Origin of the sequence: Microbacterium sp., from assembly GCF_052099035.1 — a bacterium.
In the GTDB taxonomy this organism is placed as follows: Bacteria; Actinomycetota; Actinomycetes; order Actinomycetales; family Microbacteriaceae; genus Microbacterium.
This window is the reverse complement of the sequence record NZ_JBQDSX010000007.1, coordinates 64,563-90,293: the sequence shown is the minus strand read 5'-3', so window position 1 is coordinate 90,293 and position 25,731 is coordinate 64,563. Positions and strand designations below refer to the sequence as shown.

General features: G+C 66.5%; 31 protein-coding genes and 6 pseudogenes. 11 read left to right on the top strand and 26 right to left on the bottom strand.

Annotated features, from left to right (window positions below; genetic code table 11):
* A pseudogene (locus tag ACTIAO_RS04000) lies at positions 1-279 on the top strand (hypothetical protein); the annotation flags it as partial.
* Between the two features lie 2 nt (positions 280-281).
* On the opposite strand, the gene ACTIAO_RS03995 reads toward ACTIAO_RS04000, so the two are convergent.
* The 13 genes from ACTIAO_RS03995 to hemE all read right to left on the bottom strand — a co-directional run bounded on the left by ACTIAO_RS03995 (position 282) and on the right by hemE (position 10,398).
* Positions 282-731: a hypothetical protein gene (locus tag ACTIAO_RS03995; RefSeq protein ID WP_441904970.1), complete on the bottom strand. Its 450-nt coding sequence runs from the start codon at positions 729-731 to the stop codon at positions 282-284.
* 195 nt (positions 732-926) lie between these two features.
* The gene (gene hemL / locus ACTIAO_RS03990) at positions 927-2,252 is read right to left on the bottom strand and encodes a glutamate-1-semialdehyde 2,1-aminomutase (RefSeq protein ID WP_441904969.1); all 1,326 of its coding nucleotides are present in this window, start codon (positions 2,250-2,252) and stop codon (positions 927-929) included.
* Between the two features lie 138 nt (positions 2,253-2,390).
* Complete coding sequence (gene hemB / locus ACTIAO_RS03985; RefSeq protein ID WP_441904968.1) at positions 2,391-3,386, bottom strand: porphobilinogen synthase; 996 nt, start codon at positions 3,384-3,386, stop codon at positions 2,391-2,393.
* Positions 3,383-4,183 carry a uroporphyrinogen-III synthase gene (locus ACTIAO_RS03980; RefSeq protein WP_441904967.1) on the bottom strand — a complete coding sequence of 267 codons (801 nt, stop codon included), beginning with the start codon at positions 4,181-4,183 and terminating at the stop codon, positions 3,383-3,385. Before ACTIAO_RS03980 ends, hemB begins: the two co-directional genes overlap by 4 nt.
* Entirely contained in the window at positions 4,183-5,175 is a 993-nt protein-coding gene (hemC, locus tag ACTIAO_RS03975; RefSeq protein ID WP_441904966.1) for a hydroxymethylbilane synthase, read from the bottom strand. Before hemC ends, ACTIAO_RS03980 begins: the two co-directional genes overlap by 1 nt.
* A gap of 6 nt (positions 5,176-5,181) precedes the next feature.
* Complete coding sequence (hemQ, locus tag ACTIAO_RS03970; protein ID WP_441904965.1) at positions 5,182-5,859, bottom strand: hydrogen peroxide-dependent heme synthase; 678 nt, start codon at positions 5,857-5,859, stop codon at positions 5,182-5,184.
* 67 nt (positions 5,860-5,926) lie between these two features.
* Complete coding sequence (locus ACTIAO_RS03965) at positions 5,927-6,202, bottom strand: hypothetical protein (protein WP_441904964.1); 276 nt, start codon at positions 6,200-6,202, stop codon at positions 5,927-5,929.
* Positions 6,189-6,596: a phage holin family protein gene (locus ACTIAO_RS03960; protein WP_441904963.1), complete on the bottom strand. Its 408-nt coding sequence runs from the start codon at positions 6,594-6,596 to the stop codon at positions 6,189-6,191. Before ACTIAO_RS03960 ends, ACTIAO_RS03965 begins: the two co-directional genes overlap by 14 nt.
* A gap of 1 nt (position 6,597) precedes the next feature.
* The gene (locus tag ACTIAO_RS03955) at positions 6,598-7,023 is read right to left on the bottom strand and encodes a hypothetical protein (protein ID WP_441904962.1); all 426 of its coding nucleotides are present in this window, start codon (positions 7,021-7,023) and stop codon (positions 6,598-6,600) included.
* A gap of 97 nt (positions 7,024-7,120) precedes the next feature.
* The gene (locus tag ACTIAO_RS03950; protein ID WP_441904961.1) at positions 7,121-8,635 is read right to left on the bottom strand and encodes a protoporphyrinogen/coproporphyrinogen oxidase; all 1,515 of its coding nucleotides are present in this window, start codon (positions 8,633-8,635) and stop codon (positions 7,121-7,123) included.
* Positions 8,632-9,072: a type II toxin-antitoxin system VapC family toxin gene (locus ACTIAO_RS03945; RefSeq protein WP_441904960.1), complete on the bottom strand. Its 441-nt coding sequence runs from the start codon at positions 9,070-9,072 to the stop codon at positions 8,632-8,634. The genes ACTIAO_RS03950 and ACTIAO_RS03945 overlap by 4 nt, the downstream gene beginning before the upstream one ends.
* Entirely contained in the window at positions 9,069-9,323 is a 255-nt protein-coding gene (locus ACTIAO_RS03940; RefSeq protein WP_441904959.1) for an antitoxin, read from the bottom strand. The genes ACTIAO_RS03945 and ACTIAO_RS03940 overlap by 4 nt, the downstream gene beginning before the upstream one ends.
* A gap of 52 nt (positions 9,324-9,375) precedes the next feature.
* Positions 9,376-10,398 carry a uroporphyrinogen decarboxylase gene (gene hemE, locus ACTIAO_RS03935; RefSeq protein ID WP_441904958.1) on the bottom strand — a complete coding sequence of 341 codons (1,023 nt, stop codon included), beginning with the start codon at positions 10,396-10,398 and terminating at the stop codon, positions 9,376-9,378.
* A 75-nt stretch (positions 10,399-10,473) separates the two neighbouring features.
* On the opposite strand from hemE, the gene ACTIAO_RS03930 reads away from it, so the two are divergent.
* Entirely contained in the window at positions 10,474-11,781 is a 1,308-nt protein-coding gene (locus ACTIAO_RS03930) for a glutamyl-tRNA reductase (protein WP_441904957.1), read from the top strand.
* Positions 11,782-11,809: 28 nt separating this feature from the next.
* Here ACTIAO_RS03930 and ACTIAO_RS03925 read toward each other — a convergent pair whose 3' ends face one another.
* The gene (locus ACTIAO_RS03925) at positions 11,810-12,148 is read right to left on the bottom strand and encodes a HepT-like ribonuclease domain-containing protein (RefSeq protein ID WP_441904956.1); all 339 of its coding nucleotides are present in this window, start codon (positions 12,146-12,148) and stop codon (positions 11,810-11,812) included.
* Positions 12,145-12,588, bottom strand: a complete 444-nt coding sequence (locus tag ACTIAO_RS03920) for a helix-turn-helix domain-containing protein (RefSeq protein WP_441904955.1) — start codon at positions 12,586-12,588, stop codon at positions 12,145-12,147. The genes ACTIAO_RS03925 and ACTIAO_RS03920 overlap by 4 nt, the downstream gene beginning before the upstream one ends.
* 241 nt (positions 12,589-12,829) lie before the next feature.
* Here ACTIAO_RS03920 and ACTIAO_RS03915 point away from each other — a divergent pair, with 241 nt between their 5' ends.
* The gene (locus ACTIAO_RS03915; RefSeq protein WP_441904954.1) at positions 12,830-13,513 is read left to right on the top strand and encodes a uridine kinase; all 684 of its coding nucleotides are present in this window, start codon (positions 12,830-12,832) and stop codon (positions 13,511-13,513) included.
* Between the two features lie 54 nt (positions 13,514-13,567).
* On the opposite strand, the gene ACTIAO_RS03910 is transcribed toward ACTIAO_RS03915, so the two are convergent.
* Both ACTIAO_RS03910 and ACTIAO_RS03905 read right to left on the bottom strand, forming a co-directional pair.
* Positions 13,568-13,951 carry a type II toxin-antitoxin system VapC family toxin gene (locus ACTIAO_RS03910; protein WP_441904953.1) on the bottom strand — a complete coding sequence of 128 codons (384 nt, stop codon included), beginning with the start codon at positions 13,949-13,951 and terminating at the stop codon, positions 13,568-13,570.
* Complete coding sequence (locus ACTIAO_RS03905; protein WP_441904952.1) at positions 13,948-14,172, bottom strand: FitA-like ribbon-helix-helix domain-containing protein; 225 nt, start codon at positions 14,170-14,172, stop codon at positions 13,948-13,950. Before ACTIAO_RS03905 ends, ACTIAO_RS03910 begins: the two co-directional genes overlap by 4 nt.
* A gap of 92 nt (positions 14,173-14,264) precedes the next feature.
* Here ACTIAO_RS03905 and ACTIAO_RS03900 point away from each other — a divergent pair, with 92 nt between their 5' ends.
* From ACTIAO_RS03900 to ACTIAO_RS03875, 6 genes and pseudogenes are all read left to right on the top strand, one after another.
* Complete coding sequence (locus tag ACTIAO_RS03900) at positions 14,265-14,627, top strand: nuclear transport factor 2 family protein (RefSeq protein WP_441904951.1); 363 nt, start codon at positions 14,265-14,267, stop codon at positions 14,625-14,627.
* 55 nt (positions 14,628-14,682) lie between these two features.
* Positions 14,683-14,778, top strand: a pseudogene (locus ACTIAO_RS03895) (HhH-GPD-type base excision DNA repair protein); the annotation flags it as partial.
* 79 nt (positions 14,779-14,857) lie between these two features.
* Positions 14,858-15,607, top strand: coding sequence for a class I SAM-dependent methyltransferase (locus tag ACTIAO_RS03890; protein WP_441904950.1), 750 nt, complete (start codon positions 14,858-14,860; stop codon positions 15,605-15,607).
* A gap of 20 nt (positions 15,608-15,627) precedes the next feature.
* Positions 15,628-15,723 (top strand): annotated as a pseudogene (locus ACTIAO_RS03885) (HhH-GPD-type base excision DNA repair protein); the annotation flags it as partial.
* A gap of 61 nt (positions 15,724-15,784) precedes the next feature.
* Positions 15,785-16,210 carry a DUF3021 family protein gene (locus ACTIAO_RS03880; RefSeq protein ID WP_441904949.1) on the top strand — a complete coding sequence of 142 codons (426 nt, stop codon included), beginning with the start codon at positions 15,785-15,787 and terminating at the stop codon, positions 16,208-16,210.
* Between the two features lie 84 nt (positions 16,211-16,294).
* A pseudogene (locus tag ACTIAO_RS03875) lies at positions 16,295-16,402 on the top strand (HhH-GPD-type base excision DNA repair protein); the annotation flags it as partial.
* A 47-nt stretch (positions 16,403-16,449) separates the two neighbouring features.
* Here the strand turns inward: ACTIAO_RS03875 and ACTIAO_RS03870 are convergent.
* The 7 genes and pseudogenes from ACTIAO_RS03870 to ACTIAO_RS03840 all read right to left on the bottom strand — a co-directional run bounded on the left by ACTIAO_RS03870 (position 16,450) and on the right by ACTIAO_RS03840 (position 23,188).
* On the bottom strand, positions 16,450-17,013 hold the full coding sequence (locus ACTIAO_RS03870; protein ID WP_096177389.1) for a hypothetical protein: 564 nt from the start codon (positions 17,011-17,013) through the stop codon (positions 16,450-16,452).
* Positions 17,001-17,759, bottom strand: coding sequence for a hypothetical protein (locus ACTIAO_RS03865; RefSeq protein ID WP_291545702.1), 759 nt, complete (start codon positions 17,757-17,759; stop codon positions 17,001-17,003). The genes ACTIAO_RS03870 and ACTIAO_RS03865 overlap by 13 nt, the downstream gene beginning before the upstream one ends.
* Positions 17,760-18,114: 355 nt before the next feature.
* A pseudogene (locus tag ACTIAO_RS03860) lies at positions 18,115-18,582 on the bottom strand (relaxase/mobilization nuclease domain-containing protein); the annotation flags it as partial.
* Positions 18,579-19,112: a plasmid mobilization protein gene (locus tag ACTIAO_RS03855; protein ID WP_205677238.1), complete on the bottom strand. Its 534-nt coding sequence runs from the start codon at positions 19,110-19,112 to the stop codon at positions 18,579-18,581. The gene ACTIAO_RS03855 and the pseudogene ACTIAO_RS03860, both read right to left, overlap by 4 nt.
* Entirely contained in the window at positions 19,109-20,875 is a 1,767-nt protein-coding gene (locus ACTIAO_RS03850) for a Rep family protein (RefSeq protein WP_098730897.1), read from the bottom strand. The genes ACTIAO_RS03855 and ACTIAO_RS03850 overlap by 4 nt, the downstream gene beginning before the upstream one ends.
* Positions 20,876-21,057: 182 nt before the next feature.
* Positions 21,058-21,360 carry a helix-turn-helix domain-containing protein gene (locus ACTIAO_RS03845; protein WP_096177393.1) on the bottom strand — a complete coding sequence of 101 codons (303 nt, stop codon included), beginning with the start codon at positions 21,358-21,360 and terminating at the stop codon, positions 21,058-21,060.
* 289 nt (positions 21,361-21,649) lie between these two features.
* Positions 21,650-23,188 carry a recombinase family protein gene (locus ACTIAO_RS03840; protein WP_096177394.1) on the bottom strand — a complete coding sequence of 513 codons (1,539 nt, stop codon included), beginning with the start codon at positions 23,186-23,188 and terminating at the stop codon, positions 21,650-21,652.
* A 27-nt stretch (positions 23,189-23,215) separates the two neighbouring features.
* Here ACTIAO_RS03840 and ACTIAO_RS03835 point away from each other — a divergent pair.
* Together ACTIAO_RS03835 and ACTIAO_RS03830 are read left to right on the top strand one after the other, a co-directional pair.
* A pseudogene (locus ACTIAO_RS03835) lies at positions 23,216-23,713 on the top strand (HhH-GPD-type base excision DNA repair protein); the annotation flags it as partial.
* Entirely contained in the window at positions 23,710-24,132 is a 423-nt protein-coding gene (locus ACTIAO_RS03830; RefSeq protein WP_441904948.1) for a DUF1801 domain-containing protein, read from the top strand. The pseudogene ACTIAO_RS03835 and the gene ACTIAO_RS03830, both read left to right, overlap by 4 nt.
* A 4-nt stretch (positions 24,133-24,136) precedes the next feature.
* Here ACTIAO_RS03830 and ACTIAO_RS03825 read toward each other — a convergent pair whose 3' ends face one another.
* Positions 24,137-24,739 (bottom strand): adenylyltransferase/cytidyltransferase family protein, encoded by a 603-nt coding sequence (locus ACTIAO_RS03825; RefSeq protein WP_441904947.1) that lies wholly within the window; start codon positions 24,737-24,739, stop codon positions 24,137-24,139.
* 72 nt (positions 24,740-24,811) lie between these two features.
* Complete coding sequence (locus ACTIAO_RS03820; protein ID WP_441904946.1) at positions 24,812-25,630, bottom strand: serine hydrolase domain-containing protein; 819 nt, start codon at positions 25,628-25,630, stop codon at positions 24,812-24,814.
* Positions 25,631-25,731 lie beyond the last annotated feature (101 nt).

The window sequence follows — 25,731 nt, the reverse complement described above, 5'->3', positions numbered from 1 at the left end:
CCGGACGTTGAGCGAGCCGAAGGCGAGACGAAACGGGCTGAGCGAGCGGAGCGAGCCGAAGCCTCACCCGAAGCACCCACCCCAGAGGCAGACGACCGCCCGCTCCCCGGGCTCTCCGACCTCGCCGCTGTGGCGAGCATGTTCGCGAATCCGGTGGGCGAGCCGAACAGTGCGGCCGCTGGCATCGAATCCGCCGAGGCCGAAGAAGACGCAGACGCGGCAGAAGAAGCCGACGCAGACGCCGAAACAGCAGAAGAAACCGCTGACTCCGACCGCTGAGCTCAGATCGGCCGCGGACGGATGACCGGACGCTGACGGCCCTTGACCACCGGGATGGGCGCCGTGGCACTGATCTCCACGACATCGAGCGGCTCTTCAGAGACATCCAGGCGCAGCGCCTGGGTGAGAGCGAGGCCGTGGCGTGTGGTGAAGATCAGACGCTGGAACGTCTCATCGCCCTCGAGATCGATGACGACGCTCGGTCGACGACGGCGAATGAGGACGAAGTCCGTGGTCGCCGCGGCCTTCCACGTTCCGACAGCGAGGATGCCGGGGATGTGCGTCCCACGGCCGGGCACACCGCGCAACCACGTCCAGGCGTCGTCGGTGAGCTGCACTTTCGTGATCGTCTCGCGTGCGACGCGGAGGTTCTCACGGTGGAATGTCGCCGCGCGCTCAACCGGGGACAGCACGACCTCAAGCTGTGTCTGATCCAGGAGCAGGGTGACCATTCATCCAGTCTGCCAGCGTCGACCTGCAAACTGTCTGCGACTTCCTCACAGGACCGCAACAATCCGTTTGTGCAGTTCCGCAGTTCACAGCCCGCGGCACGGTGAGCGGTTGGTTCGGTTCGTAACTCCTCAATGCTTGGTGCAACCCGCGCACGCGAAGGCTTGTTCGGTGCGGTCGCGCCCGCCTTTGAGGAGTTACGAACGCGAAGCGGATGCCGCGGCGCGAGCCGCAGCAGGAAGCGCTGCCTCGATGCGGCTCAGAGCCTCGTCGTCGTGCGCTGCGGTGAGGAACCACGCCTCGAACACGCTCGGCGGCAGCGCCACCCCCTGCTCGCGCATCGAGTGGAAGAACGGCGCGTACCGGAACGACTCCTGCGCCTGAGCCTCGGCATAGGTGCGGGGCGCCTCGGCCGCGAACGCGACGCCGAACAGGTTGCCTGCCCGCGAGATCGCGTGCACGACGCCGGCATCGGTGAGCGCAGCATCCAGTGCGGACGCGATGCGGGCTGCGGCAGCATCCACTCGGGCGTACACGGCCGGAGTCGCGAGCCGCAGGGTCGCAATGCCGGCGGCGACCGACAGCGGGTTCCCCGACAGCGTGCCCGCCTGGTAGACGGGACCGGTGGGGGCGAGCTGGTCCATGACATCCGCGCGCCCGCCGAATGCCGCCAGCGGCATGCCGCCGCCGATGACCTTGCCGAACGTGATGATGTCAGGCAGGTACTCCTCGCCCGTCGCGGCCTGCAGAGCCCAGTACCCGGCGTGGTGCACGCGGAATCCGGTGAGCACTTCGTCGAGGATCATGAGCGCGCCGTGCGCGTGGGCGGTGTCGGCGATGAAGCGGTTGAACCCGGCATCCGGAGCGACGACGCCCATGTTCGCAGCCGCGGCTTCGACGATGACCGCGGCGATGCGGTCGCCATGCTCGGCGAACACTGCTTCGAGCGCGTCGCGATCGTTGTATCCGATCACCAGAGTCTGGGCTGCGATCGGCGCGGGGACGCCAGCGGAACCGGGAAGTGCGAGCGTCGCGACGCCGGAGCCGGCCTCCGCCAGCAGCCCATCGGAGTGACCGTGGTAGTGCCCGGCGAACTTCACGAGCAGGTCGCGTCCGGTCACGCCGCGAGCGAGACGGATCGCCGTCATCGTCGCCTCGGTGCCCGTCGACACCAGGCGCACGCGCTCAATCGGTGCGAGGTCGCCGAGACGCACGCGCTCGGTGATTTTGCGGGCGAGCGTGACCTCGCCCTCCGTGGGGGCGCCGAACGACAGTCCGCGCGTCGCGGCATCCTGCACCGCCCGCACGACCTCGGGATGCGCATGGCCGAGCAACGCCGGACCCCAGGATGCGACGAGGTCGACGTACTCGTCGCCGGCGGCATCCGTCACATACGCACCACGAGCGGATGCCAGGAATCGAGGCGTCCCGCCGACCGAACCGTAGGCGCGAACCGGTGAGTTCACCCCTCCGGGAGTCACGGCGCGCGCGGCGGCGAACAGCTCATCGTTGCGGTCGGTCATGGTGCCTCCTTGAGTGTTCTCGGTTTCGGTCCTGGCTTCGACTCGCTTTGCTCGCTCAGCCCGTTTCGTCTCGCTTCGATCGCTCAACGACCCGCAAGGGTTTTCGCTCAACGACCCGCTGCTCAACTGCCCACGGCGTCAGCGGCCGCGCAGCCACCCGGCGGCCTCGGTCGCCCAGTACGTGAGCACTGCGTCGGCGCCTGCACGGCGGATCGACAGCAGCGACTCCAGCACAGCGGCGCGTCGGTCGATCCAGCCGTTTGCGGCGGCCGCTTCGATCATCGCGTACTCGCCGGAGATCTGGTAGGCCCACACGGGCACGTGCACGGCGTCGCGCACTTCGCGGAGCACATCGAGGAAGCCCATCGCAGGCTTGACCATGACGACATCCGCACCCTCGGCTTCATCGATCAGCGCTTCGCGCAGTCCCTCGCGACGGTTGCCCGGATCGAGCTGGTAAGTGCGGCGATCGCCCTGCAGCTGCGAATCGACGGCCTCGCGGAATGGGCCGTAGAACGCGCTGGCGTACTTCGCTGCGTAGCCGAGCAGGAGCGTGTCGGTGAATCCCTCGGCATCCAGCCCGTGTCGAATGGCGGCGACCTGGCCGTCCATCATGCCGGACAGGCCCAGCAGGTGAGAGCCCGCCCGCGCCTGCGCGAGCGCCATCGACACGTACCGTTCGAGCGTCGCGTCGTTGTCGACTGAACCGTCGGCGGCAAGCACTCCGCAGTGGCCGTGATCGGTGAACTCGTCGAGGCACAGATCGGTCTGTACGACGAGCGCGTCGCCGACTTCCGACACCAGCGCACGCGTGGCGACGTTGAGAATGCCGTCGGGATCGTCCGCGCCGGATCCCACCGCATCTCGCACGGAGGGAACGCCGAACAGCATCACGCCGCCGACACCGGCTTCGGCCGCGGCGACCGCAGCACGCCGCAATGAATCAAGAGAGTGCTGGGCGACACCGGGCATCGACGAGATCGCGACCTGCTCGGTGATGCCCTCCCGGACGAACATCGGCAGCACGAGCTGCCCCGGTTCCAGCGAGGTCTCGCGGACCAGAGCGCGCACGGCCGGCGACTGACGCATCCGGCGCGGGCGGATCGTGGGGAAGTCGGCAGAGGGGAAGCTCACGGAGCGAACTCGTCGGCCGCGTGCGGAAGCGTGAAGTGCGACACGGCATCGATCAGTGCGTCGACGGTCTGCTTGTCGGCGACGACGGTGATCGGGAGCCCTGCCTTGCGGGCGTCCTTCGCTGTGCGCGGTCCGATCGCAGCGAGCAGCGTGTCATCGGGGATGTCGGGGAACTGCTCGCGCACCTGCTGGGCCACAGAGCCGCTGGTGATGAGGATCGCGTTGATGCGTCCGCTGTCGACGTCGCGGCGGATGCGGTCGGTGACCGGCACACCCACGGTGCGGTAGGCGACGATGCTCGAGACATCGTGTCCCGCGGCGATCAGTGAGCGCGTCAGGACGGGCTTTGCGATTTCGCTGCGCAGGGTCAGGATGCGACGGGGCTCGGGCTCGAGCCCGATCAGCTGTTCGGCCATGCCCGCCGCAGAGTTGTCCCGCTCGGGGACGAGCGCGACCTCGTAGCCGACCGCCTGGAGTGCGGCAGCCGTGGTCTCGCCGACCGCAGCGATCTTCGTCGACTTCGGCACGACCGCGCGGTGCGCGAACAGCACGTCGACCGTGGTCGCACTGGTGATCGTGAGCCAGTCGAACTTGCCGGCCGCGAGCTGCTCTAACGCATCGTCGAGGGCCGCCTGGTCAGTGGTCGGGCCGAAGTTGATCAGCGGCGCAACGACGGGGACGGCGCCCTGGGCTCGCAGGGACGCGGCGACACCGTCGCCCCACGGGCCTCCTCGCGGGACGAGGACGCGCCAGCCGGTCAACGGCTTCTCAGAGTTCGTTTCGGGTGTGGTGATCATCAGGGTTGCTCTCGGGGTACGAGTTCGGCCGCCCCTTGTTCGAGCAGCCGACGGGCGACAGAAAGTCCGATCTCGCGCGCTGCGTGATTCGGGTCCGCACCATCGGCAGCATCCGCATCGTTGCCACTGCCGTTCAGACGAATATACCCCCGGTTCAGGGATTCAGTGACGTCGAGCCCGATCCGCCGGTCGCTGTTCGGGTCGTAGACGATTGTTCGCACCCGGACGCTGTCGCTGTTGACGACGGCATGTGCGGCCATGGGCGCCTGGCATCCGGCATCCAATCCTTCGAGGATTCCGCGCTCGACGGTGATCGCGAGGCGCGTGTCCGCGTCGTCCAGTTTCGCGAGCGCTGCACGCAGATCGGATGCCGCATCCGCCGTCGTCTCGACGGCCAGCGATCCCTGTCCAGGAGCCGTGGGCCATTCGGCGAGTCCGAGTTCCTCGCGCTTCAATGTGGTCTCGGAGCCGAGCCGCGAGAGACCCGCGGCGGCGAGGATGACGGCATCCAGCTCACCGGACTCGACGCGCGCCAGACGCGAATCGACGTTCCCACGGATATCGACGACCTCCGCGCGCGGAGCGCGGATGCGCACCTGCGCGATGCGACGGGGCGAGCCCGTCCCGATTCTCGCACCGGCGGGCAGCGCGTGCAGCGGGATGCCGTCGCGGGTGATCGCGACGTCACGGGCATCGACCCTGGGTGGCGTCGCGGCGATGACGAGCCCATCCGGAACAGCCGTGGGCAGGTCCTTCAGCGAATGAACGAGGATGTCGCACTCGCCCGCGAGCAGGGCCGCACGCAACCGGGTGGCGAACACGCCGAGGCCCCCGATCTGCGACAGCGATGCGCGGTTGGTGTCTCCTTCGGAGACGATCGGGACGAGTTCGACTTTGCGCCCCGAGATCTTCTCGAGGGCAGCGGCAACGTGCCCGGACTGGGCCGTCGCGAGGGCGCTTCGGCGCGTGCCGAGACGAATAGGAGTCGACATCGCGGCCTACTGCAAAACGTCCGCGATCTCGTCGAAACGCAAGCGCCGTCCCGTATAGAACGGAACCTCTTCCTTCACGTAGCGGCGCGCATCGGTGTAGCGCAGGTCGCGCATGAGATCGACGAGTTCAGTGGGGTCATCGGCCTCGAGCGGGAGCAGCCATTCGTAGTCACCCAGCGCGAACGCCGCCACGGTATTGGCGATGACGCCCGTGAACGCGGCTCCCTTGCGGCCATGATCGGCGAGCATCTTGCGGCGGTCTGCATCATCGATCAGGTACCACTCCGGCGTACGCACGAACGGGTACAGGCACAGCCAGCCCTTCGGCTCGAGGCCGCGCAGGAACCCGGGCACGTGGGCGCGGTTGAACTCGGCATCTCGGTGCACGCCCATGACGTTCCACACGGGGAGCAGCGGGCGCAGCAGCTCAGTGCGTCGGAGGCGCCGGAGTCCCTTCTGAAGGTCTTCTGCCGTCGGGCCGTGCAGCCAGACCATCAGATCGGCATCGGCCTTCAGGCCGGAGACATCATAGAAACCACGGACGGTGACGCCGGAATCCTCGATGTGGCCGACGATCGTCTCAAGCTCGGTGGCATCCGTCTCGGCGACGGGCGCATCGGGATTGCGTCGCCAGACGGCCCAGAGGGTGAAACCGGACGGGTTCTGTTCACTCGCTTCGGACATTCTCCCAGTCTGCCCCTTTCGAGCAGAAGGAGCCAATGCGCCGGCGGTCCCTGAGCCTGTCGAAGGGTCAGCGGGCGATGGCGCGGGCGATCGCCCAGACGAGGCCGCCCGCGACGGCTGCGACGCCGACGACCGCTGCCATGGCCCCAGCAGGATTGCTTTCTGCGAAGACGCGCACTTTGGCGACGCCTCGCTGCGATGCCTTCTCAAGGCGGCGCGGGACGTTTCCCTTGATCTCGATCGCGGCCAGCGCCGCCTTCAACTCGGCACGAGCGGATGCCACCGGGTCGGTGATCCCCGCGGGAACAGCCGTGCGGGGCAGAGCGGAATCAGACCTGCTCATTGCCGGCCTCCTTCACGATTCGAACGTCGGTTGCCACGGCCTGGCCGGGATTCTCACGCTTCAGGACCTTGCGGAATTTCAGTGCGCCCATCAGCACGCAGAAGAGCACGCATACGAGCAGCAGACCGAGAACGGCCAGCGCCGAGAGCCACACCGGCCACCACGACGAGAGCCCTGCGACGGCGAACACCAGGATCATCGGCACGAGCCAGAACAGGAAGAACAGCGCGATGACGAACCAGACGCTGCCGATCCCGGCATCCTTCGCGGTGCGCGAGACCCACGACTTCGCGGCGTCGATCTCGGCCTTGATCAGCTTGGTGACGAGTTCGGGCAGGTCGCCGAGCAGCGTCAGGAGGCTGTCATCGGCGCGGTCACGATATCCGCGGGCCATGTCAGCTTCCGTTCGTCTTGTTCGGTGCGGCCTTCTTGGCGGCAGGCTTGCTCGGGGCAGCCTTCTTGGACGCTGTCTTCTTCGGTGCGGCCTTCTTCGCGGCGTCCACGGCGTCGTCGACAGCATCTTCGACGTGATCGACGGCCTTCTTGCCCGTCGCGATCGCCGAGTCGAGCTTCTCGCCGGGCGTGCTTCCGTCGCCAGCGGCCTTGGCCACCTTGACGACACCAGTCCAGATCGCACCGGGCACTGCGGATGCCTTCGCACCGACGAACGCCTTGGCCTTGATGACCTGGTTCTGCACCGGGTCGGTGTTCCAGAGCTTCAGCCACTGCGTCTTGATCTGCTCGTAGCGCTCGCGTCCGGCGCGCGTTCCGAGTACGTATCCGGCGCCGAGTCCGACGACGAGTCCGATCCTCCCCTTCATGGGGTCTCCTCACGTTGTTCCGGTCGAGCCGCTGGCGGTGGATGCCGTCGGCCAGGGCTCAAGCGTAACGCCATATGCCGAAAACGGCATCAATGCGTCAGGGGGTTGACAGCGGTTCACCTTCTCCCCAGAGCAGGGCCCGGCGAACCCGATCCGCCTCAGCCGTCGCATCGGGGACAACCTGTGCGAGGCCGGTGCCGGACAACCACGCGCCGACGACGCCCAGCCCGTCGACTCTCTGCACGGCGGCCCGCACTTCCTGACGGCGTTCGGTCGCACCGATGAGCGACGCCGGTTGCGACTGCGTGAATCGGGCACGGTGCGCGGCGACAAGCGCGGAATCCGGCAGTGCGACGCCGAATAGGGCGGAGGCTTCACTGAGCGCCAGCCGCGCGGCGGCTTCGTCGTCGAGTGCTGCGGTGGCAGCCGGTTCGCCCTGCGCGCCGAACGAGACGCGCACAACATGACGACCGCCGGTCTCCTCGCGCAGCCATCCCCACTTCGCTGTCGAGTGAGTGAGTGCCTTCGCCGTATGGCTGCCGGGAACAGTGAGGACGCCCGTGCCGCGGGGGGCCGCATCCAACGTCGGGGCATTGAGCAGCAGGCTGACGATTTCGATCTGCGGGGCCTCCCCTGCGACACCGAGTCCGCTCACGTGATCGGCCAGCAGCACGCGCGCGTTCGGCTCCGCGGTGGCGATGATGACGGCATCCGCGGTGAGTGTTTCGATGACCGGCTCCGCCTGATCTTCGGCATCCTCTCCTTCGGTGGTGATCGGGAACGCTACCGCCCAACCGTCGCCGTCGCGCGCGATCGCGTCGACGGTGACACCGGTGCGGACGACCGCGCCAAGCTCGTCGAGATCGGTCGCCAGAGCGTCGACGAGTCCGCTCATGCCTCCGGCAAGAGCCTCGACCGCCGAGCCGGGTGCCTTCTTCGCCCGGTCGGCCCGCTCGGCGAGCAGCTGAGCGACACCGCCGGAGAGGGATCCTGCGCGGGTGAGCGCCTCGTTGAGACCGGGGGCTGCGATCTCAGTGTCGACATCGTCCGGGTTCGCGGAGTACACGCCAGCGGTGACGGGCGCGACGAGCAGGTCGCGCACCTTCGCGCCCATGCGCTTGGCGACGAGAGTACCGAGGCTGTGCTCCTGTCCGATCGTCAGCGGCGGACGCAGACGGTCGACGTACGCGCGCCACGCACCGCCCCAGCCGATGATGCGGCGCACATCGTCGGCGAACGGGTTGGCGGGGATGCCGAGGATGCCGCCCTTGGGCAGCGGCGCGGCATCCGCACCAGGAGCGCCGACGAGCCAGGCGCCCGCCGGGTTCGGAGTCACGATCCGATCCGTGAGTTCCAGTTCATCAATGAGCTTCCGCACGTGTCCGCCGCGGGTCGCATAGCTCTCGGCACCGGCATCCACCATCACGCCGTCGAGATCGGCGCGACGGATCGCACCGCCGAGTTCGTCCGCCGCTTCGAGAAGCGTCACCTGCATGCCGACTTTGGCGCACTCGCGGGCTGCGACAAGTCCGCCGATGCCGCCGCCGATCACGACGACGTGGCGCTCGGCGGCGCGGGCCGCGAGCTCGGCGGGGTTCTGTGCGGTACTCATACGTTCAGCAACTCATCCGGTCGTTTTGTCCGCACGCCATCGAAGCGGGCGAAATCAGTATCAAAGGTCACGACACCAGCGCGATGCTCGATCGCGAGCGCCGCCAGATGTGCATCGTTCACGAGGTTCGCCGCCGTGCCCGATGTCCGCAGCAGGTCCTCGAGGATGCTCGCGTGTCGCTCCCCGGGATGCAAGACATGCGCACTGGGTGCCGCGATCCAGTCATGCACCTGCGCCATGGCCTCTTCTGCAGACAGTGGACGCGGCATGATCCGGGGGTTCGTCGCGATCCTGACGAACGCGAGCAGCGCGTTCCAGCCGAACCCGACGGTGTCGCCACCATCGAGCGCCTGATCGAGCCATCGCGCGGACGAGGAGTGCTGAGGTGTGGCTTCATTCACCGCGTACAGAAGCACATTCGCATCAACGACCCTCATCGACCGACCTGCATGCGCCTGGCGAGCTCTTCATCTTCGAGATCGCCCGCAAGACGCAGGGCCTGCGTCACATCGACAAGGGGAACTCCCAGATCGTGCGGACGCGTGTATGAGCGAGTCTCGGTGCTCGCGGGCAACGCGCCTGCACGGATCGCATCATTGAGCGCACGCTTGAAGGACACACCGCGCTGTGCCATCAGCCGCCGCAGGGCGGCCTCGACATCAGCATCCAGAGTCACGGTCGTTCGCATTTTGACAGCATAGCATCACAATATTTGATGCCATGCTGTCAAGTGCTGTGGATCAGAGCTCGTGCGCGAGCTCCACGATGCGGGTGAGCTGGCCGGGGTCGGTCTCGGGCGGAACGCCGTGGCCGAGATTGAGGATGTGCGCGCGGGCGGAGCGGCCACGCTCGATGACGTCGCGGACGTGCGCCTCGAGCACCGGCCACGGCGCCTGCAGCATGGCGGGGTCGATGTTGCCCTGGAGGGTCACGCCCTGGCCAAGGATGCCGGCGGCCTCGTCGAGCGGCTGACGCCAGTCGACTCCGACGGCGGATGCTGCGCCATCGAGCCGCATGTCATCCAGGAACGGGCCCGTGCCGACGCCGAAGTGGATGACCGGAACGCTGAGGTCGGCCACTGCTGCCTTCGAGTGCGGGGCGACGTGCGTACGGTAGTCGGTGGGGCTCAGGGAGCCTGCCCACGAGTCGAACAGCTGAACGGTCGCGGCTCCCGCGTCGCGCTGCGCCTCGAGGAAGCGTCGCGAGATGCGCGAGAGCCAGCCGGCCAGTTTCTCCCACGCGGCAGGATCTGTGTGCATCATGGCGCGAGCGCGCATGTGCTCCTTCGATGGGCCGCCCTCGATCAGGTAGGCGGCCAGAGTGAACGGCGCGCCGGCGAAGCCGATGAGCGGGGTGTCGCCGAGTTCGGCGGTGACGATGCGCACGGCCTCGGTGATCGCCGTGGTGTCCAAACCGTTTGGATCGATCGCAGTGATCCGGTCCACGTCGGCGCGCGTGCGAACGGGCTCGGCGAAGACGGGGCCGCGACCCGGCTCGATGACGACATCGACGCCCGCGAGGCGCAGCGGGATCACGATGTCGCTGAAGAAGACCGCAGCATCCACCTTGTGCCGGCGCACCGGCTGCAGAGTGATCTCGGCGGCGAGGTCCGGGGTGAGGCAGGCATCCAGCATCCGCGTCCCGACGCGCAGCTCGCGGTATTCGGGAAGCGACCGTCCGGCCTGACGCATGAACCAGACCGGGGTCTGCTCGGGGCGGTCACCGGCGAGGGCGCGCAGCAGCGGGGCGTTCGAGGAGGGCATGCGTCCATCCTCGCATTCACCCCTCATGAACCCCCTGTCAGCGGGCCCCTAACCGGGTGCGCGTAAACTGACCGCGTGCTGCTGTGCGTGACGGCGAGTCACAAGACCGCCCCCTTCGACATGCTCGAACGACTGAGCCGTACCCCTGACGACGTCGCACCGAATCTTCTTCGTATCGCGTCGTGTGTGCAGGGGGCTGTCGTGCTCTCCACCTGCAACCGCTTCGAGGCGTACGTCGAAGTCGATGAGCCGGTGACCGCCGCGGGGGCCGTGGGAGTTGAGGCCGTACTCGAGGCGATCGAGCAGTCCACCGGCATCCCGGCATCCGAACTCGACGGCGCCTACGCCGTGCACTCCGGACGCCGTGTCGCCGAGCATCTCTTCGCCGTGGCATCCGGTCTGGAATCGGTCGTGCCCGGTGAAGGCGAAATCGCCGGCCAGGTGCGCCGCGCGCTGAAGACCGCGCACGAGGAGGGCACGACCTCGCCCGAGCTCGAGCGGCTGTTCCAGCGCGCCAGCCAAGCGCAGCGCAAGGTGAAGAACGTCACCGCGATCGGACGTGCCGGCCGCTCGCTCGTGCGACTCTCGCTCGAGCTCGCCGACAGCCGCATCGCCGACTGGGCCGCCGAACGCGTGCTGCTGGTCGGAACCGGCGCATACGCCGCAGTCACCCTTGCGACGCTGCGCGAGCGCGGCGCGACGAACATCTCGGTCTACTCGCCGTCTGGCCGGGCGGAACTCTTCGCTAAGAAGCACGACATCGCAGCGGTTTCCGATGCGGACTACGCGCGCGTTGCCACCGCGTCGAACCTGCTGATCACGTGCACCAATGCCGCTGAGGAGCCCGTGCTCGGACCGCAGCACCTGCAGGCGCCGGTCTCGGCGGTTTCCGGCGGATGTCCGATGGGCGCCGGGGCGGGTTCGCAGCTCGTGATCGACCTCGGGATGCCGCGGAACGTCGACCCTGCCGTCGCGAACCTCGCGGGTCTCGCGCTGCTCGATCTCGACACGATTCGCTTGCACGCCCCTCTTGAGGAGCTACAGGCGACGGATGCCGCCCGTTCTGTCGTGCGCGAGGCCGCGGATACCTTCAACGTGGTCGGCGATCAGCGGAGCGTGACTCCTGCGGTCGTCGCATTCCGCTCGCACATGTTCGCGCTGCTCGAGCGCGAGATCGAACGCGCCCGCGACCGCGGTGACGCCGACGGCAAGGTCGAAGAGGCACTGCGTCACCTCGGCGGAGTGCTCACGCACGCCCCGACCGCTCGTGCGCACGAACTCGCAGCCGACGGGCGCGGAGATGAATTCGTCGCGGCGCTCGAGACGGTCTACGGGCTGTCGGTGGTGGATGCTGCGGATGCCACGGCATCCGAGACCGCTTGATTTTCTGTGACACAGCGCAGAGCGCTGGTTACGTCGCGGTGAGTGATTCGACTGCTGCGCGAACGCGCGGGAGATCGACGTTGAGGGTGTCCCACACCGCGTCGTAATCCGTCGCTTCACAGTGATGCGCGAGCCGATCGCGCATGCGCTTAATGCTGGACCAGGGAACTTGCGGGTTTGCAGTGGTCAGCTCACCACTCAACCGTGCGACGTTCTCGCCGATCTTGATGGTGATCGATTCGGCTGCGAGGCCAGGTGTGTTGAGGTCATCCGCCTGGTACCAATCGCGTCCGCGATCGGCGAGTCGGATGCCGCTGTCGCACAACCGGACGATCTCGCGCAGCGCCCGCTGGTCCCGCTCATTCACGCGGCCACCGCTGATCGGCGGATCGGGTGATCTTCCGGTAGTCCGCCCTCTGTGACCACGTCAACAGGAATGCCGAGCAGTTGTTCAGCCGCGATGGTGAACTCAGCGATCGCCAGCAACCCAACGTTCGGCGACCGGGTGACGAGGATATCGAGGTCGCTATCGGTCGTGTCCGTGCCCTGCCCGGCGGATCCGAAAACGCGAACGTTGCTCAGCCCATAGTCCGCAGCGAGCTCCTTAAGCTCGTTACGGTGCTGCTCGAGCGCCTCGTGCGGCAACGGGCGCATAGCCGCTTGCAATCGGTCGACCATGACAGCCGACGGGTTGCGCCGCCCGGACTCGTATGCGGCGATGTTGGGTTGCGCAACACCACTGCGCACCGCAAGCTGCGCTTGGCTGAGCCCAGCCCTCTCGCGCATTTCACGCAGCGTTTCACCCATATCGCGATGATATCGCCCGTTTGGACTCGACGGAAGGGCGAAGAGGGCAGGTCAGCACGAAGCGCACAGTTTCCGGGCAAGGCACACCGCTGCGCCCGACCGCCGACGCGCGCTTCGCTCGGAGACGTGCGCTTCGCTCGGAGAGCGATCCCGGATCGGCTCCGAAGTTACTGCACATCTCCGAAGTTGCTGCACGCGCGACAGCCGGCGCATGGCGTGGTCGGGTGCGAGACTGGTGAGCGTGATCACATCGGGCGAGCGACTGGAGGCCGTGTCACAGCTCTGGCATGAGATCCAGCAGGTGCGCCCAGAATCGCGCATCCTGGTTGCTCTCGATGGGTTCGATGGTGCGGGAAAATCACATCTGTCGGCCGAGATTGCAGCGCACGCTCAGACCGTGAGCGGTCGACCTCTCGTTCGGGTCAGTATTGACGGCTTCCACCATCCCCGGGACATCCGCCGGGAAGCGGGGCACGGACCGGAGGGGTTCTACCGCGGCTCCTATCGATACTCAGAGTTCCGCCGATGCGTGGTCGAACCGCTGCGACGCGGCGCCCCGATCACTGCGGCGATCTGGGACGTGGCCGCGGACCAGCCGATCAGTGCGGATCCCGTAGTGGTGCCGCCCCGCGGGATCGTGCTCGTAGACGGGATCTTCCTGCACCGACCGGAGCTCATCGACGTCTGGGACTCGACCGTCTGGCTAGAGGTGCCCTTCGCCGTCAGCGTGCCGCGCGGGAACGCGCGCTTCGCTGGCCCGCACGACGTCGACCCAGAAGCCCCGTCGAACCACCACTACGTGCATGGACAGCGGCTCTACCTGCTCGAAGCGGATCCGCTATCCCGCGCAAACTGGGTATTCAACAACACGGACCTGGCGCGGCCGTACCTCCAGGTCAGGAGCCGGCCTAACGCAGCATCCTGATTCGCGAGCCCTCCGTTGCTCTTCGCAGGGCTCGCCGCGGAGCGAGGCGAAGGGCTACGGCAGCAGCGCGCAATCGGGAGCGGTTGCTGCAAGCCGGGCATCGAGCGTCAGCAGTGAGCATTGCGCGGCCCGCGCGAGCACGACGTACATGGCGTCGTACGCACTGACGTTGTGCCGCAGTGCATACACATCGGGCAGCATGGACATCATCGGCACCTCTTCGACTCCGAGCGCCTCGAACTCACGGAAAGCGCGCAGCGCCTGCTCATCGGTGATCTGCCGGCTGAGGGACCACCCGCGGATGACGGAGGCGACTTCAGCTGTGAGGTGCTGCGGCGCCAGCAGCTCGCGCCCGTCGATCAGCGCTGCTGCTCGACGCCCAGCCTCGGTTCCGAACAGAATCTCGGCGACCGCGGATGCGTCGACGACGAGCGTCATCGTCCGGGGCGCTGCTCGGCGAGCACCTGCGCTGCCGGTTCGAGCGTGGAGACACCACGGCTCGCGATCCGTTCCAATAACTCGGCCCGGCTCGGACGCGTCGCGAGGCGGTCGAGCTCGCGCAGCAGATAGTCGCTCAGCGAACGACCCTCAAGTGCCGCCTTCGACTTGAGTGCACGACTCGTCTCATCCGAGACATTGCGAACCTGGATGGTTGTCATGCAATCAGTATATGCCACATGCAGTCTGCATGCAGGGGGCATCGAACGACCCGGCCGCCATCCCCGCAGCGTACCCCTGCAATACTCGTGGAATGAACGCCGCCGAAGCATTGCAGCGCCTGGCTGACACAATCAATGCACACAATTGGGACGGGATCTCCGAGCTGTTGCACCCCACCTTCGTCTGTCATTTGGTTGCGACGAACGAGCAATTCGATGCGCCCAGTTGGATCGCATTCAACGCCAACTATCCCGGCTTTCAGAGCATGAAGCTCATCGATCTCATCAACGCGAACGATCGAGCCGCAGCCCGCGGACACGTCACAGGAGTGGCTGACGGCGTCGAGAAAGAGTACTCGGTAGCGCAGTTCGCGCGGATGCGCGACGGGTTGATCGAGGAACTCGTTGAAGTGTGGGCCGACCTCGATGACGTCGCTCCCCCGGGGACTCGCTAATCGAGCGCCTTCTACTCGACCGGCGGTCTCGACGTCTGAGTGTCACACTGGACTCATGGCCCTTCACATCACCGGAGACACCGCCGCCGATTCGCTGCTCACCGACAACCCGCTCGCACTACTCGTCGGAATGCTGCTCGACCAGCGTGTGCGTTAACCATTAACTGCGCGAAGATCCACAACTGCGCGAAGATCCACGCCGTGAGAGTGTGGGGCAGGAGGAAACGCGAATGACACAGGATCTGTATTCGGACGCGAGGCTGTACGACCTGCTGTTTCCGGAGAGCAAGGCAGCTGTGGATTTCTACCGCGCCGAGGCCGACGACAGGGGCGGGCACGTGCTCGAACTCGGATGCGGCACAGGTCACAAGCTGATCCCGATCGCGGCCGATGGACACCCGAGCGTCGGCCTCGACCTGTCGCTGGACATGCTGACTGAGGCGCGGCAGAAGGCTGATGAGCGCGGCGTGTCCGTCGAGTGGCAGCAAGGCAACATGCGCGACTTCGACCTGGACAACGAGTTCAACCTCGTCTTCATCGCGGGCAACGCACTGCTGCACCTGCACGAGGCTGACGACATCGTGCAATGCTTCCGCGCGGTCAGGCGGCACCTCGCGCCCGGCGGACGGTTCGCATTCGACGTCTTCAATCCCAACGTGCGGCTCCTGGCTGACGCTGACGGGGTCCGGCGCCCGCGCACATCATTCACCGATCCAGGCCGCGGCGATGTCCACGTCGACGTCGCCGACGCCTACGATGCTGCCGCGCAGGTGACACGCGGAACGTGGCACTTCTCGACGGATTCCGAGCCCGACTTCCAGACGGTGTCAATCGAGGTGCGAAGCATCTTCCCCCAGGAGCTGCCGGTGCTCCTCGAACACTCTGGCCTCCGGCTGGTCGAGCGTTTCGGCGACTGGGGCGGGAACCCCTTTACGGCGGACTCGTCGATCCAGCTCTGCATCTGCGAATCCGTAGGCTGACCGTAGGAAAGGATGTACTCATGGCCCTTCACATCACCGGAGACACCGCCGCCGACGCCCTGCTCACGAACAACCCGCTCGCACTTCTCACAGGCATGCTCCTCGACCAGCAGGTGCGCTGACCATGGGGAGCTGATTCCATACTGGCGCGGCGGCTGCGCTTCCCCTCTTTTGGGGGTGATCGAGCCCATCTGCTGCATCGCCTATCCTGGGTGTATGAAGCGAGCTGTCCGGTTCCTGCTGTCAGGTGTGTTGACGCTGGTCATCATGCTGGCTCTCTCTTTCGCGATCGATGATCCTGCCCAGGCGCGCGGCACGCGTACGGTGGGGGTCATCGTCGGAGTCGTGATCGCCGCGATCCCGATCTATGACATCGATCGTTGGTCATTGCTGAAACGCACCATCGTGCATACCGCTGTGATGGCCGGGACTGTGATTCCTTGCTTGATCTTCAGCGGTTGGTTTGACCTGAACGCAAGTACCGGTGTGCTCGCCCTTGTTGGCACATTTGTGGGGTTCGGCGTCGTCGGCTGGGGAATCGGCTTCATCATCACGCGCCTCCTCTACAGGCGGAGCAAGGTCGCTTCTTCGGACTCTGCCTAGCCACACGGCACTGCACGCCGTCGCCCGGTCACAACCATCCGGATTTTCGGGATTTCAATTTCGATGCGAGTTACGCTCGATGTCATGGCCCTTCGCATCACCGGAGACACCGCCGCCGACGCCCTGCTCACCGACAACCCGCTCGCGCTGCTGATCGGCATGCTCCTGGACTCAAGTGCCGTCAGTAGAACGGGACCCTGCTGCGCACTGCAACGGGGTCCCGAGCGCTGAGCCTAGGCTCAGCCGCCGAACTGCCGCTCGTCGGCCTCGTCGCGGCGATACCGTTCGAGGCCGAGGCTCGTCTCGAATCCGCCCTCATCATCGTCCCAGCCGTCCCCCTCAACCCGGACCCGTTCGGCCTTGGCCCGGCCGCGGAGGTCGGCAACGAGTCGACCCACCTCGACGGCGAGCCGCTGGCGGACGAGCACGTCGGGGCCGATGTGCTCGGGCGACGACCGCAACCGTCCCGCGATGTGACCATCATTGCCGCGAGGCAGGAGGTCGCCGACGACGGCGAACACTTCAACCTTCGAACCGCGGAACGGCACCGTCACGTGCTGCCAGGGCTCGACGCAACTCTCCATGGCCTCGATCTGCGCCGGGCTGAGCTTCTGCGTGTGCTTCGACAACAACAGGCTCCGCTGACCGACCGCGAGCGGGTCGAGGCGACTGAGCTGCACCGAGTGGCGGCCGAGGCTGTCGCGAATGACGATGAGCCGACGACTGCGCCGATCCTCCGGGGACGCCTTAGCGCCGAGGTGCACGAGAGGTACAGTCTTGCCCTGCGCCGTCACCGCGACCACTCCCTGAACTTCTGCGCAAGCTTCGCCCCGCCGAGGATCACGACCCCGACGAACAGCCCTAACGCGACGATCCACCCGCCGATCACCGCGACCCGGCCGAAGCCCTCGGCACCGGTCACCGTGGGCACGGCGGCGAAGCCGCACAGGACGCCGATCACCGCGACGAATGCGACGAGGGCGAACGGGAGCACCGCGGCCCCGGCGTGCGTCAGCACGGCCCGCATGCCCACGACCCGTTCCTGCACGGCCTCAGCCCGGGTCATCCGCTTATCGATCGCCTTGAGGTTCGACGCCATGACCTCACGGATCGAGGTCGCCGTCCTCTCCATCTCGGCACGCAGCGCCTCGATGCGGGGCTTGACAGCCTCGGCGACGGCTTCGGCCACGTCGTCGCCGACGATCCGGGCAACCTCGGAGCTGTCGAGGGTCACGGACGTGCGGCCGCGGAGATCGGCGACGAGTTGATTCGCGAAGGCCTCAGAGCGAGCGACCTCGGTCGCGCCCTCGGTTCGCAGAGCCTCCAGAGACGCTGCGAGCCGTTCCACGACCTCGGCGTCGGCCGAAGCTCCGTTCCCGTTCAGACGCAGCCGCGTGAGCGTCTGCACGGTCTCTTTGAGTGCGACCCCCTGCTCGGCGACCTGCTCCTCGACCTGCCTCAGCCTCTGCGAGTTCGAGTCGTGCGCGGGCGAGGTCGAGGCCTGCTGCTGCTCGATCCTCTCGTTGCTCATATCCTCGTAAATACCCATCGTCCTGCTTCTCCCTTTCCTTGCTATTGCTGTGAAACTCGAAAATCTGTTGTGTACCTTCGGCGGTGAATTCAGGAGTGAGACCGGATGCCTTACGCCTGCCGATCTTCCCGTTGTCAGACCTGCGCATCTTGTAGGTGAGGCCGTCCCGCTTCGTCTCCGCGAGGGTGACGCCGTGCTCCGAAAGCACGTCGGTGAACGCCTCGCGGGAGACGGAGCGGGGGTCGCGCAACGAGTCGGCAACACGGTCACCGAGTTCGCGCTCAAAACCTCCGACTGCGAACTCCTCACGCCTCTGAGACCAGTCGAGCGGGGGCCGCTCGGGCGACGGCAGCACCCGGCAGCCCTCATCTTTCATGAGTTTGTCGTTTGTCCACCGAAGACCCCGTTTCCACGAGGTGTTGCGCTTGAGCGCCTTACCGGTAAGCCGGTCGTGATTGATCTGGTACACGTGGTTGTGCGCATGGCCAGCGGCAGAGTCAATATGCGTCGCAACGAGGTAATCTGCCGAGTTCAGCCGCTTCGCCAGCTTCACCCCCAGCTCGTGAACGCGTCGAACATCGTCGGGGCTGTTCACGTCGAACTCGTCCGGAGGAAAGTTCTGCGTGTACGAGTACAACTCGACCTTGCGGCCGTGAGCCTTCGACAGCGCCTCGGCACGGGCGACGAAATCCTCGGCAGACCCGACCGAGCAGCTGAACTCCGCGGCCCGGTTCGTACCGTTCGCGAGGTGCTCGGCACGCTCCGCATCCCCACGGCCGTAGAGGGCGTATCCCACCGAGTCCGCGGCCGACTTCGACGGTCGGACGTTACACGTGCTCATGACAGCTGCACCCTGTCCCCGAGCCGAGACCGCACCTCATCGACAGCGCCGAGGACTGCGCCGAGGAGACGGTCATCGACCGCACCTCCACGGCGCAGGACCTGGTTCAAGTTCACCCCGACCCGGCGCAGCTGCTCGACCGCTGCCGCCAGCTCGGGACTGGGCGCCATGGCCGCTGCGGCCTCCATCGCCTCGACATGCCCGCCCCTGGAATCGAGAGCATCGAGTACCGTCGCACGGACCCACGCCGAGGGCGCGGTCCCGAGGCGGTCGGCCCGCCGACGGATCGCTTCGCGCTCCGCGGCCGTGAGCCTGACGTCGAGCCGCGCGGCACGATTCGCCGGGGGCGAATCAGTGCCTGCGCGCTCGACTCCCTGGACATGGTGACGGGTTCGGCCAGCAGGGCGATTGTCCGACACAGCGCTGGCGCTCGTGTCGTCAATCGCCGCTGGCCCTCGTCCTCGGTCGCTTGCGCTCCCTGCGGGCGAGGGGGTGCGACGCACGGCGTCGCGGGTCTCGGCGGCGCTCATGACGCACCGCCTTCGATAATGTCGAGAACTTCGCGCCTGCTCGACTGCGGAAGCTCGTAAAACCCGGCCTCGCGGAGCCGCCCGATATGCTCGTTGACCTTGGTCAATTCCTCGCGCTGCGATGCCAGCCGCGCTTGCCGCCGCTGCTCCTCCTCGACGGCGACGCCATCGAGCACCGCGGCGTGCACCTCGGCCGCGTGCTCGGCGTCCGCCTGCTCCAGCGCCTCGCCGTCGAGCACCTCGATCCCGGCGAGCAACTCACCGACGACATCCGCACCCGCACGATCGGCGACCGGCTGGAGAGCGCGGTGCTGATCGATGATCGGGCGCAGGAGCACCTCGCCGACCTGGAACGTCGCGGCCTCGCGCTCCTCATCGCTCTCGATTGCGTCGAGTCCGCTGCACACGGCCTTCATGCTGGCCCTCATCCGGGCGACCTTCTGGTAGGCGAGGAAGTCGTCGGTGTCGTCTGCGAAGCCGCGATTGAGCAGCATCTCGATGCTGTCCGGCGTCACCTCGAACACCACCGGGAAACGGCCCCACGACTGACTGCGATCCTCGGCCTCGTGCACATTGCCGCTGGCATCGGTGTACTCACCGGCCAGGCCATCGAGGTACTCGGCGTACGGCGTCGTCTTCGCGATGATGTTCACTGCGTGGACGAGCCGCACGGAGCCGTACTTGATGTTCGCGTCGCTCGCGCTCGGGTGATCGTCGAAGACCTGCCACACGCCTTCCCGGCTGCCGAGTGCAGCCAAGAGACCGGGCACGCTGTAGTCGTCCCAGATGATCACCGGCTGCCCCTTGTAGTTCTGGAGCGGCACGCGGGCATCCGTCGCGACGTGGTAGCACTCGTCGGCTTCGAGATCGGGGTAGAGCATCCGGGCAAAGAGCTTCGCGAGCTGCGTCTTGCCCGTCCGTCCCTTGCGCACGGCACCGGCGGGAGAGCCGATGTAGTAGTTCATCCGATGCCGTGGCGCAGGCTGGTGCAGCATGAAGTCCTGGCGGAGCTTCTGCAGCTTCTCCAGGTCCTGGATGTAGATCGCGCGCTCGTTCTCACGTACCTGCTTCAGCGTCATCTCGCCGAGCATCACGGCCTCGCGGATCGCGTCACGCTTCTTGAGACTTGCCCGCTGACCGGCCTTCGCAGACCGTGCCAGCTTGTGGTCGTCCAGAGCTGGACGCCAGTCGAAGCTCGCGTGCACCTCCTCGTCGGCATAGTGATGCTTGCCCTTCGCGAGCTGATTCGGATGCTCGTGCGTCAAATACTCGACAAGGTCCATGAAGGACCCCTGAGGCTTGACTTCGACCTGGCTCGGCGACACCCCGAACAGACGGGCGATCTGACCGACGCTCGCGAACGACTTGCGTTCGACGGCCACGTGATAGCCGTCAGCCTTCGGATCGCCCAGCACGGCCGCCGGGTTCCGCTTCACGTCGTCCTCGGTGATCACGTCCTTGTCGTGCTTGACCCACGCCCAGCGCGTGATGCCCTTGCGCGCGACGGCCCGCTCGATCTGCGCCTCGTCGAGCAGCACACGACCATCCGTATAGCGCTCGTTCTGCGTGATGAAGAAGACGCGACCTCCCAGTTCCTCGGCGTAGGCCCACGCGCCGCCCTCCTTGTACGGGTCTTCGTCGGTACCCACGAGATCGAGCAGACGAAGCGTCTCGGGCAGCTCGCCGACCGACGTCGAATTCGTCTCGGAGCCATCAAAAACGACTGAAACGACTTCGTTGCTGGCGGGGGGACACAAGCCCATGGTCCCCCCGCCTGACCTGGAGCTTTGGCTGTCTGAGGGGCCGAAAACGACTGAAACGACTTCATCCTCAGAACCAAGAATGACCGTCGTTTCGCTCCCGCCCTCGGTTGCTGCGCTCCCTCGGTTGGGGGACAGGGGAAGGTCAGCAGGTTGACGGCGCTGGGCGCGTGCTCGGCGGCCGCTCATCGGCTATCACCGACAGAGAGACGACCGAGGCGTTCACGCTGCGCGTCGGTGAGAGCAGGGGCCGAGGCGAGCACTCGCTCGACGGCCCGGTCAAGCTCCGTCGCTGCGACAGGCCCGGCGGAGACGGCGAGGGCGTCGAGGTCGGCCCTGCGCACCTTGAGACGGGAGCCGATTTTGACCGCGGGGAGACGACCGTCTGCGATGTACCGGCGCAGGGTCGAGTACGCCCCGTAGCCGAGGTCAACGGCGCTCTGAAGACTGACGAGTTGCTGAACGGAATCCGCGACGAGGGCGGACATGACAAACCTCCGGTAAACAGCTCATCCGTCTGTGACGAGCGTTACCGGGGTCAATCGGCACCCCAGCCCGGCGACCTTCGCCTCGAGGCTCTGTCGGCATCCCTGCTCCGTCGCGCAGGCACGTGATGATCAAAGTCATCAACCGAGCAATCCCACCCCGGTCCAGGCTCTCCCTCCGGCCCCGCGGGATTTACGAGGCCGACGATCCCGAGTTTTGAGATCGTCATCAAGATTACTCACGATCTTAATGTTCATGTCAAGCGGTGTCAACGCCGAGCGCGAACGAGCGCTAGTCCTGTCGCCACACGACCTCGATCCGGTCATAGTCGAGCTTGTTCTGACGCTGCCGCCCCGGATGGATAAGGACGGCCTCGATCAGAGTCTCGACGATGGCCCGGCGCTTATCCGTGGACATGCCTGCCCACACCTCGGGCGTGACCCTCGCTGTGGTCGGCCCTGCGGTGGCGCGGATGAACTCGCCGCGCTCGGCCTCCAGTCGCTCCTGCTCCTCCTGCAACTGCTGGACCTGGGGGAACACGACCGATCCCGAGAGCAGGCCCGTGCGATGCACACTCATCAGCTCCGTGATCGCTTCTTTCACCTGGGCGAGCCGACCGTCGCCGGAAAACTCCGGCGCAGGGCGCTCCATGTCCTCGACGGCCAGCCGGTCGAGCACGACTCGCTCAAGGAAGGCGTCGGTGCCGTGCCCCGAGACGCTGACCGCGTGCTTGTCATCCGCTCCGCCCTGGCAAACGTAGTAGAACCGCATTTCGCCGCCGGTCTCACCCCAGCGGTTGCCGTACATCTGCCGATGGCACACGGCGCAACGGACGAGCCCGGAGAGCAGATAGCGCCGGGCACCCCTTCGGGGCTTCACCTTGCGATTATCAGGCCTGACCAAAGCCTCTTGGAGTCGATCAAACGTGTCCTGATCGAGCAGCGGCTCGACGGGCTCACCCGCACGCGGGTTCTTCGCCCGAGCTGGCTTGCCGTCCTCCCCGACGACCGCCAACGTCTGAGGCTGGACGAGGCGGACTGGCTTCCCGTCCCTGTCTGTGGCGATCTTGCCCTGATGGACGCGCCAACCGGCGAGCCTCGGATTCGAGAGCATGTGACGGATCACCGAGCGATTCCAGGCACCGCCGCGAACAGTCTTGATCCCGGCCGCGGCCCACTCCTCGGCAATGCCGCGGATGGACGCGCCGTCGATGATGTCCTGCGCTGCCTTACGGACGAGAGGGGCCTCGACGGGGCAGTGGGTCACCTTGTCAGCGAGGAACCCGAATGGACGGGAGCCTCCCACTGGCCTGCCCTCATGAGCCGACTCCAGATGAGCCCGGGCCACTCGCCGAGCCGTGTCGGCGCTCGACTTCTGCGCCATGGTCACCATGACCCGGGCCATCGCCCGGCCCGAGTCTGACATGAGGTCGGTCCCCGCCGATGTGGCCGAGATGATGAGTGAGCCGTGGTGCTGCACGACCTCGATGGCGTCCTCAAGGTCGCGGGGGTCGCGGGCGAGGCGGTCCAGGTCGTAGACGGCGAGAGCCGTGATGACACCGGCGCGGAGGTCGCGGAGCGCCTGAGCCCAGACGGGACGGATGACGCGGTACGCCTGCCGCTGCTCGCCGTACTCGTCCGTGATCGTCACTCGCTTGCGCTTGTAGGCAGATGTGTCGTTTTCGAGATAGAAACGTGCCTCGTCCAGCGACTCACCCCCGCGCCTGACGATCTCGGCGTCGATGTCCTCGCGCTGCCGCCGGACGCCAGACCTCTCGTCGCGAGGATCCTCCGAGATTCGGGCGTACCCGCCCCATACCAGTTCAGCCATAAACCGAGCCTACTACATGGTTAAAATATGTGGTGCGACCAGCAGGTTCCGATGGAGACGGCGTTCGCGGGTCCGCTGAAGATCGAGCAGCGCACAGGAACAGTGGATGCCGCGGTCATCGCTGCCATGGACCCGGAAGCCTTCCTCGAGGCGTTCAAGCAGACCCCCGCGGTGCACCGCTTCCCCGGCTCGATGGCGACCCGGGTGCAGACGCTGTGCCAGGAGCTCGTCGATTCCTGGGGTGGAGATGCCGCAGCGCTGTGGACGCAGGGCGACCCGGACGGTGCCGAGGTGCTGAAGCGACTGAAGAAGCTCCCCGGGTTCGGCGAGCAGAAAGCGAAGATCTTCCTCGCGCTGCTCGGCAAGCAGTACGGGTTCACAGGTGCGGGCTGGCGCGAGGCCGCCGGCGACTACGGCGACGAGGGGTCGCTGCGCAGCGTCGCCGACATCGTCTCGCCCGAATCGCTTGCGAAGGTGCGCGAGCACAAGAAGCTTGCCAAGGCTGCCGCCAAGGCCGCGAAGTGAAGCCCACCGGCGGCAGCGTCGCCGCGTTCATCGCGGATGTCACGCCGGCCGTACGGCAACGGGATGCCGAGACGCTGACCGCCCTGCTGCAGGAGCTCTCCGATCGCGAACCCGAGCTGTGGGGCACGATCATCGGGTTCGGCAGCTGCCACTACCGCTATCCCACCGGCAATGAGGGCGACATGCCCGTACTCGCCTTCGCCCCGCGCAAGGCCGCGTCGACGATCTACCTCGACAGCACCGATCGGCACAGCGACGCTCTCGCGCGGCTCGGCCCGCACACCATCGGCAAAGGATGCCTCTACATCAAGGACCTCGAAAAGGTCGATCTCGAGGTGCTCCGCAGCATCCTGAAGAGCACGCTCGCCTGGACCGAGTCCGGCGGCGACGAGGGGATGCGGTTGGTGGTGCTGACCTGATCGGTCAGCCGCGCGCCGCGCGCTCGGCTTCCCGTGCGGCGACGATCTTGCGCAGGCCGGAGCTCGAGAAGCGGTGGTCACGGCTGTTGAAGTACAGCTCGATGCCAGCCTCTTCGCAGTACTCTCGGCCGGTGAAGTCGCGCTCTTCATACTCGTCGCCGACGATGCGGACGTCGAGTTTGAAAGCGCGCAGGATGTCTTCGAGATCCTGTTCGGTGGAGTACGGCACGATCTCGTCGACGTACTCGCAGCCGCGCAACTGAATGTAACGCTCGACGACCGTCTGCGTCGGCGCATTCTTCTCCGGCCGGTCGAGCGTCGGATCCATCTGTAACCCGCAGATGAGGTAATCGCACTGACGCTTCGCCTCGGCGAGCATCATGATGTGTCCTGCGTGAAGCAGATCGAACGTCGAGAACGTAATCCCCACGCGCGGACCAGGGTTGTAATCCTGGTGCTTTTTCACTGCTTCAGTTTCCATCGTCGCCCTCCAGCGGTCATGCGAACAGCCGAATTCTATCGGCGCGCCACGCAGCACTTTGTCACGCGGGAAGAAAGTGACGTTCAGGTCGCGATTAATGCCGGTTTGGCCATGCGAAAGCGACACAAATCGCGACCTGAGCGCGAGAGATGTCGCAACGCGCGCGGCGTGAGCGCAGCGCGCTCAGCGCGAGCAGGCTCAGCGAGAGCCGTAGCGCGCGACGATCTCGTCGGTGAGCGGCGGCCAGATGCGCTTGTGCTCGTCACTGAAGGCGACCCCTGACAGAAACGCCCCGGCGAGGTCACGGGAGCGATCGATGAAGAGGAAGCTGCCCTGCCCACCGAAGTGCCCCGCCGCCTCGGGGGCGAATGAGTCGCTCAGCCAATGCGGACTTTTCACGCCCTTCAGCTCGAACCCCAGACCCCACTGGTTGTCGTCGAAGGAGCCGTAGCCCGGGACGACTCCCCGAAGCCCTGGCCGCGAGACCATGAGCGCGAGATCACGCAACTCCACTGGGATCAGCGTCGGGCGCAGTACCTCGCGGCCAAAGATCAGCAGATCCTCGATCGAGGCGCGGTACCCGGCGGAGGGACGGCCAGTCACATCGATATCCTGCATCCCGAGCGGCCCGGTGACCTCGCGGGCCATCCATTCGGAGAACTCCATGCCCGCAGCCTCTGCGACGTACGCGCCGAGGGCATCGAACCCGGCATTCGAGTAGATGCGGCGCGCGCCAGGGGATGCCTGGGTCCGCTCGCCCTCGAAGGGCAGCCCGCTGGTGTGATCGAGCAGGTTGAGCAGTGTCGAGCCCTCGGGGCCGGCCGGCTCGTCGAGGTCGACGAGTCCGCGTTCGACGGCGATCAGTACACCCCAGGCACTGATCGGCTTACTCACCGAGGCCAGCGCGAGTGCGGTGTGCGGATCACCCTGGACGGCGATGGTCTGCTCGGGCCCGGTCACTCCGACGAGAGCGGTGTGCGGGAAGCCGTCTGTCGCGGCGAAAGTCGTCGTCTCCACGTGACCATCGTCCCACGGCATCCGAGGCCGACGTTCAGGTTGCGATCCTCGTCGCTCTCGCGCGCTCAGAGCGACCGAATTCGCGACCTGAACGGGAGGCG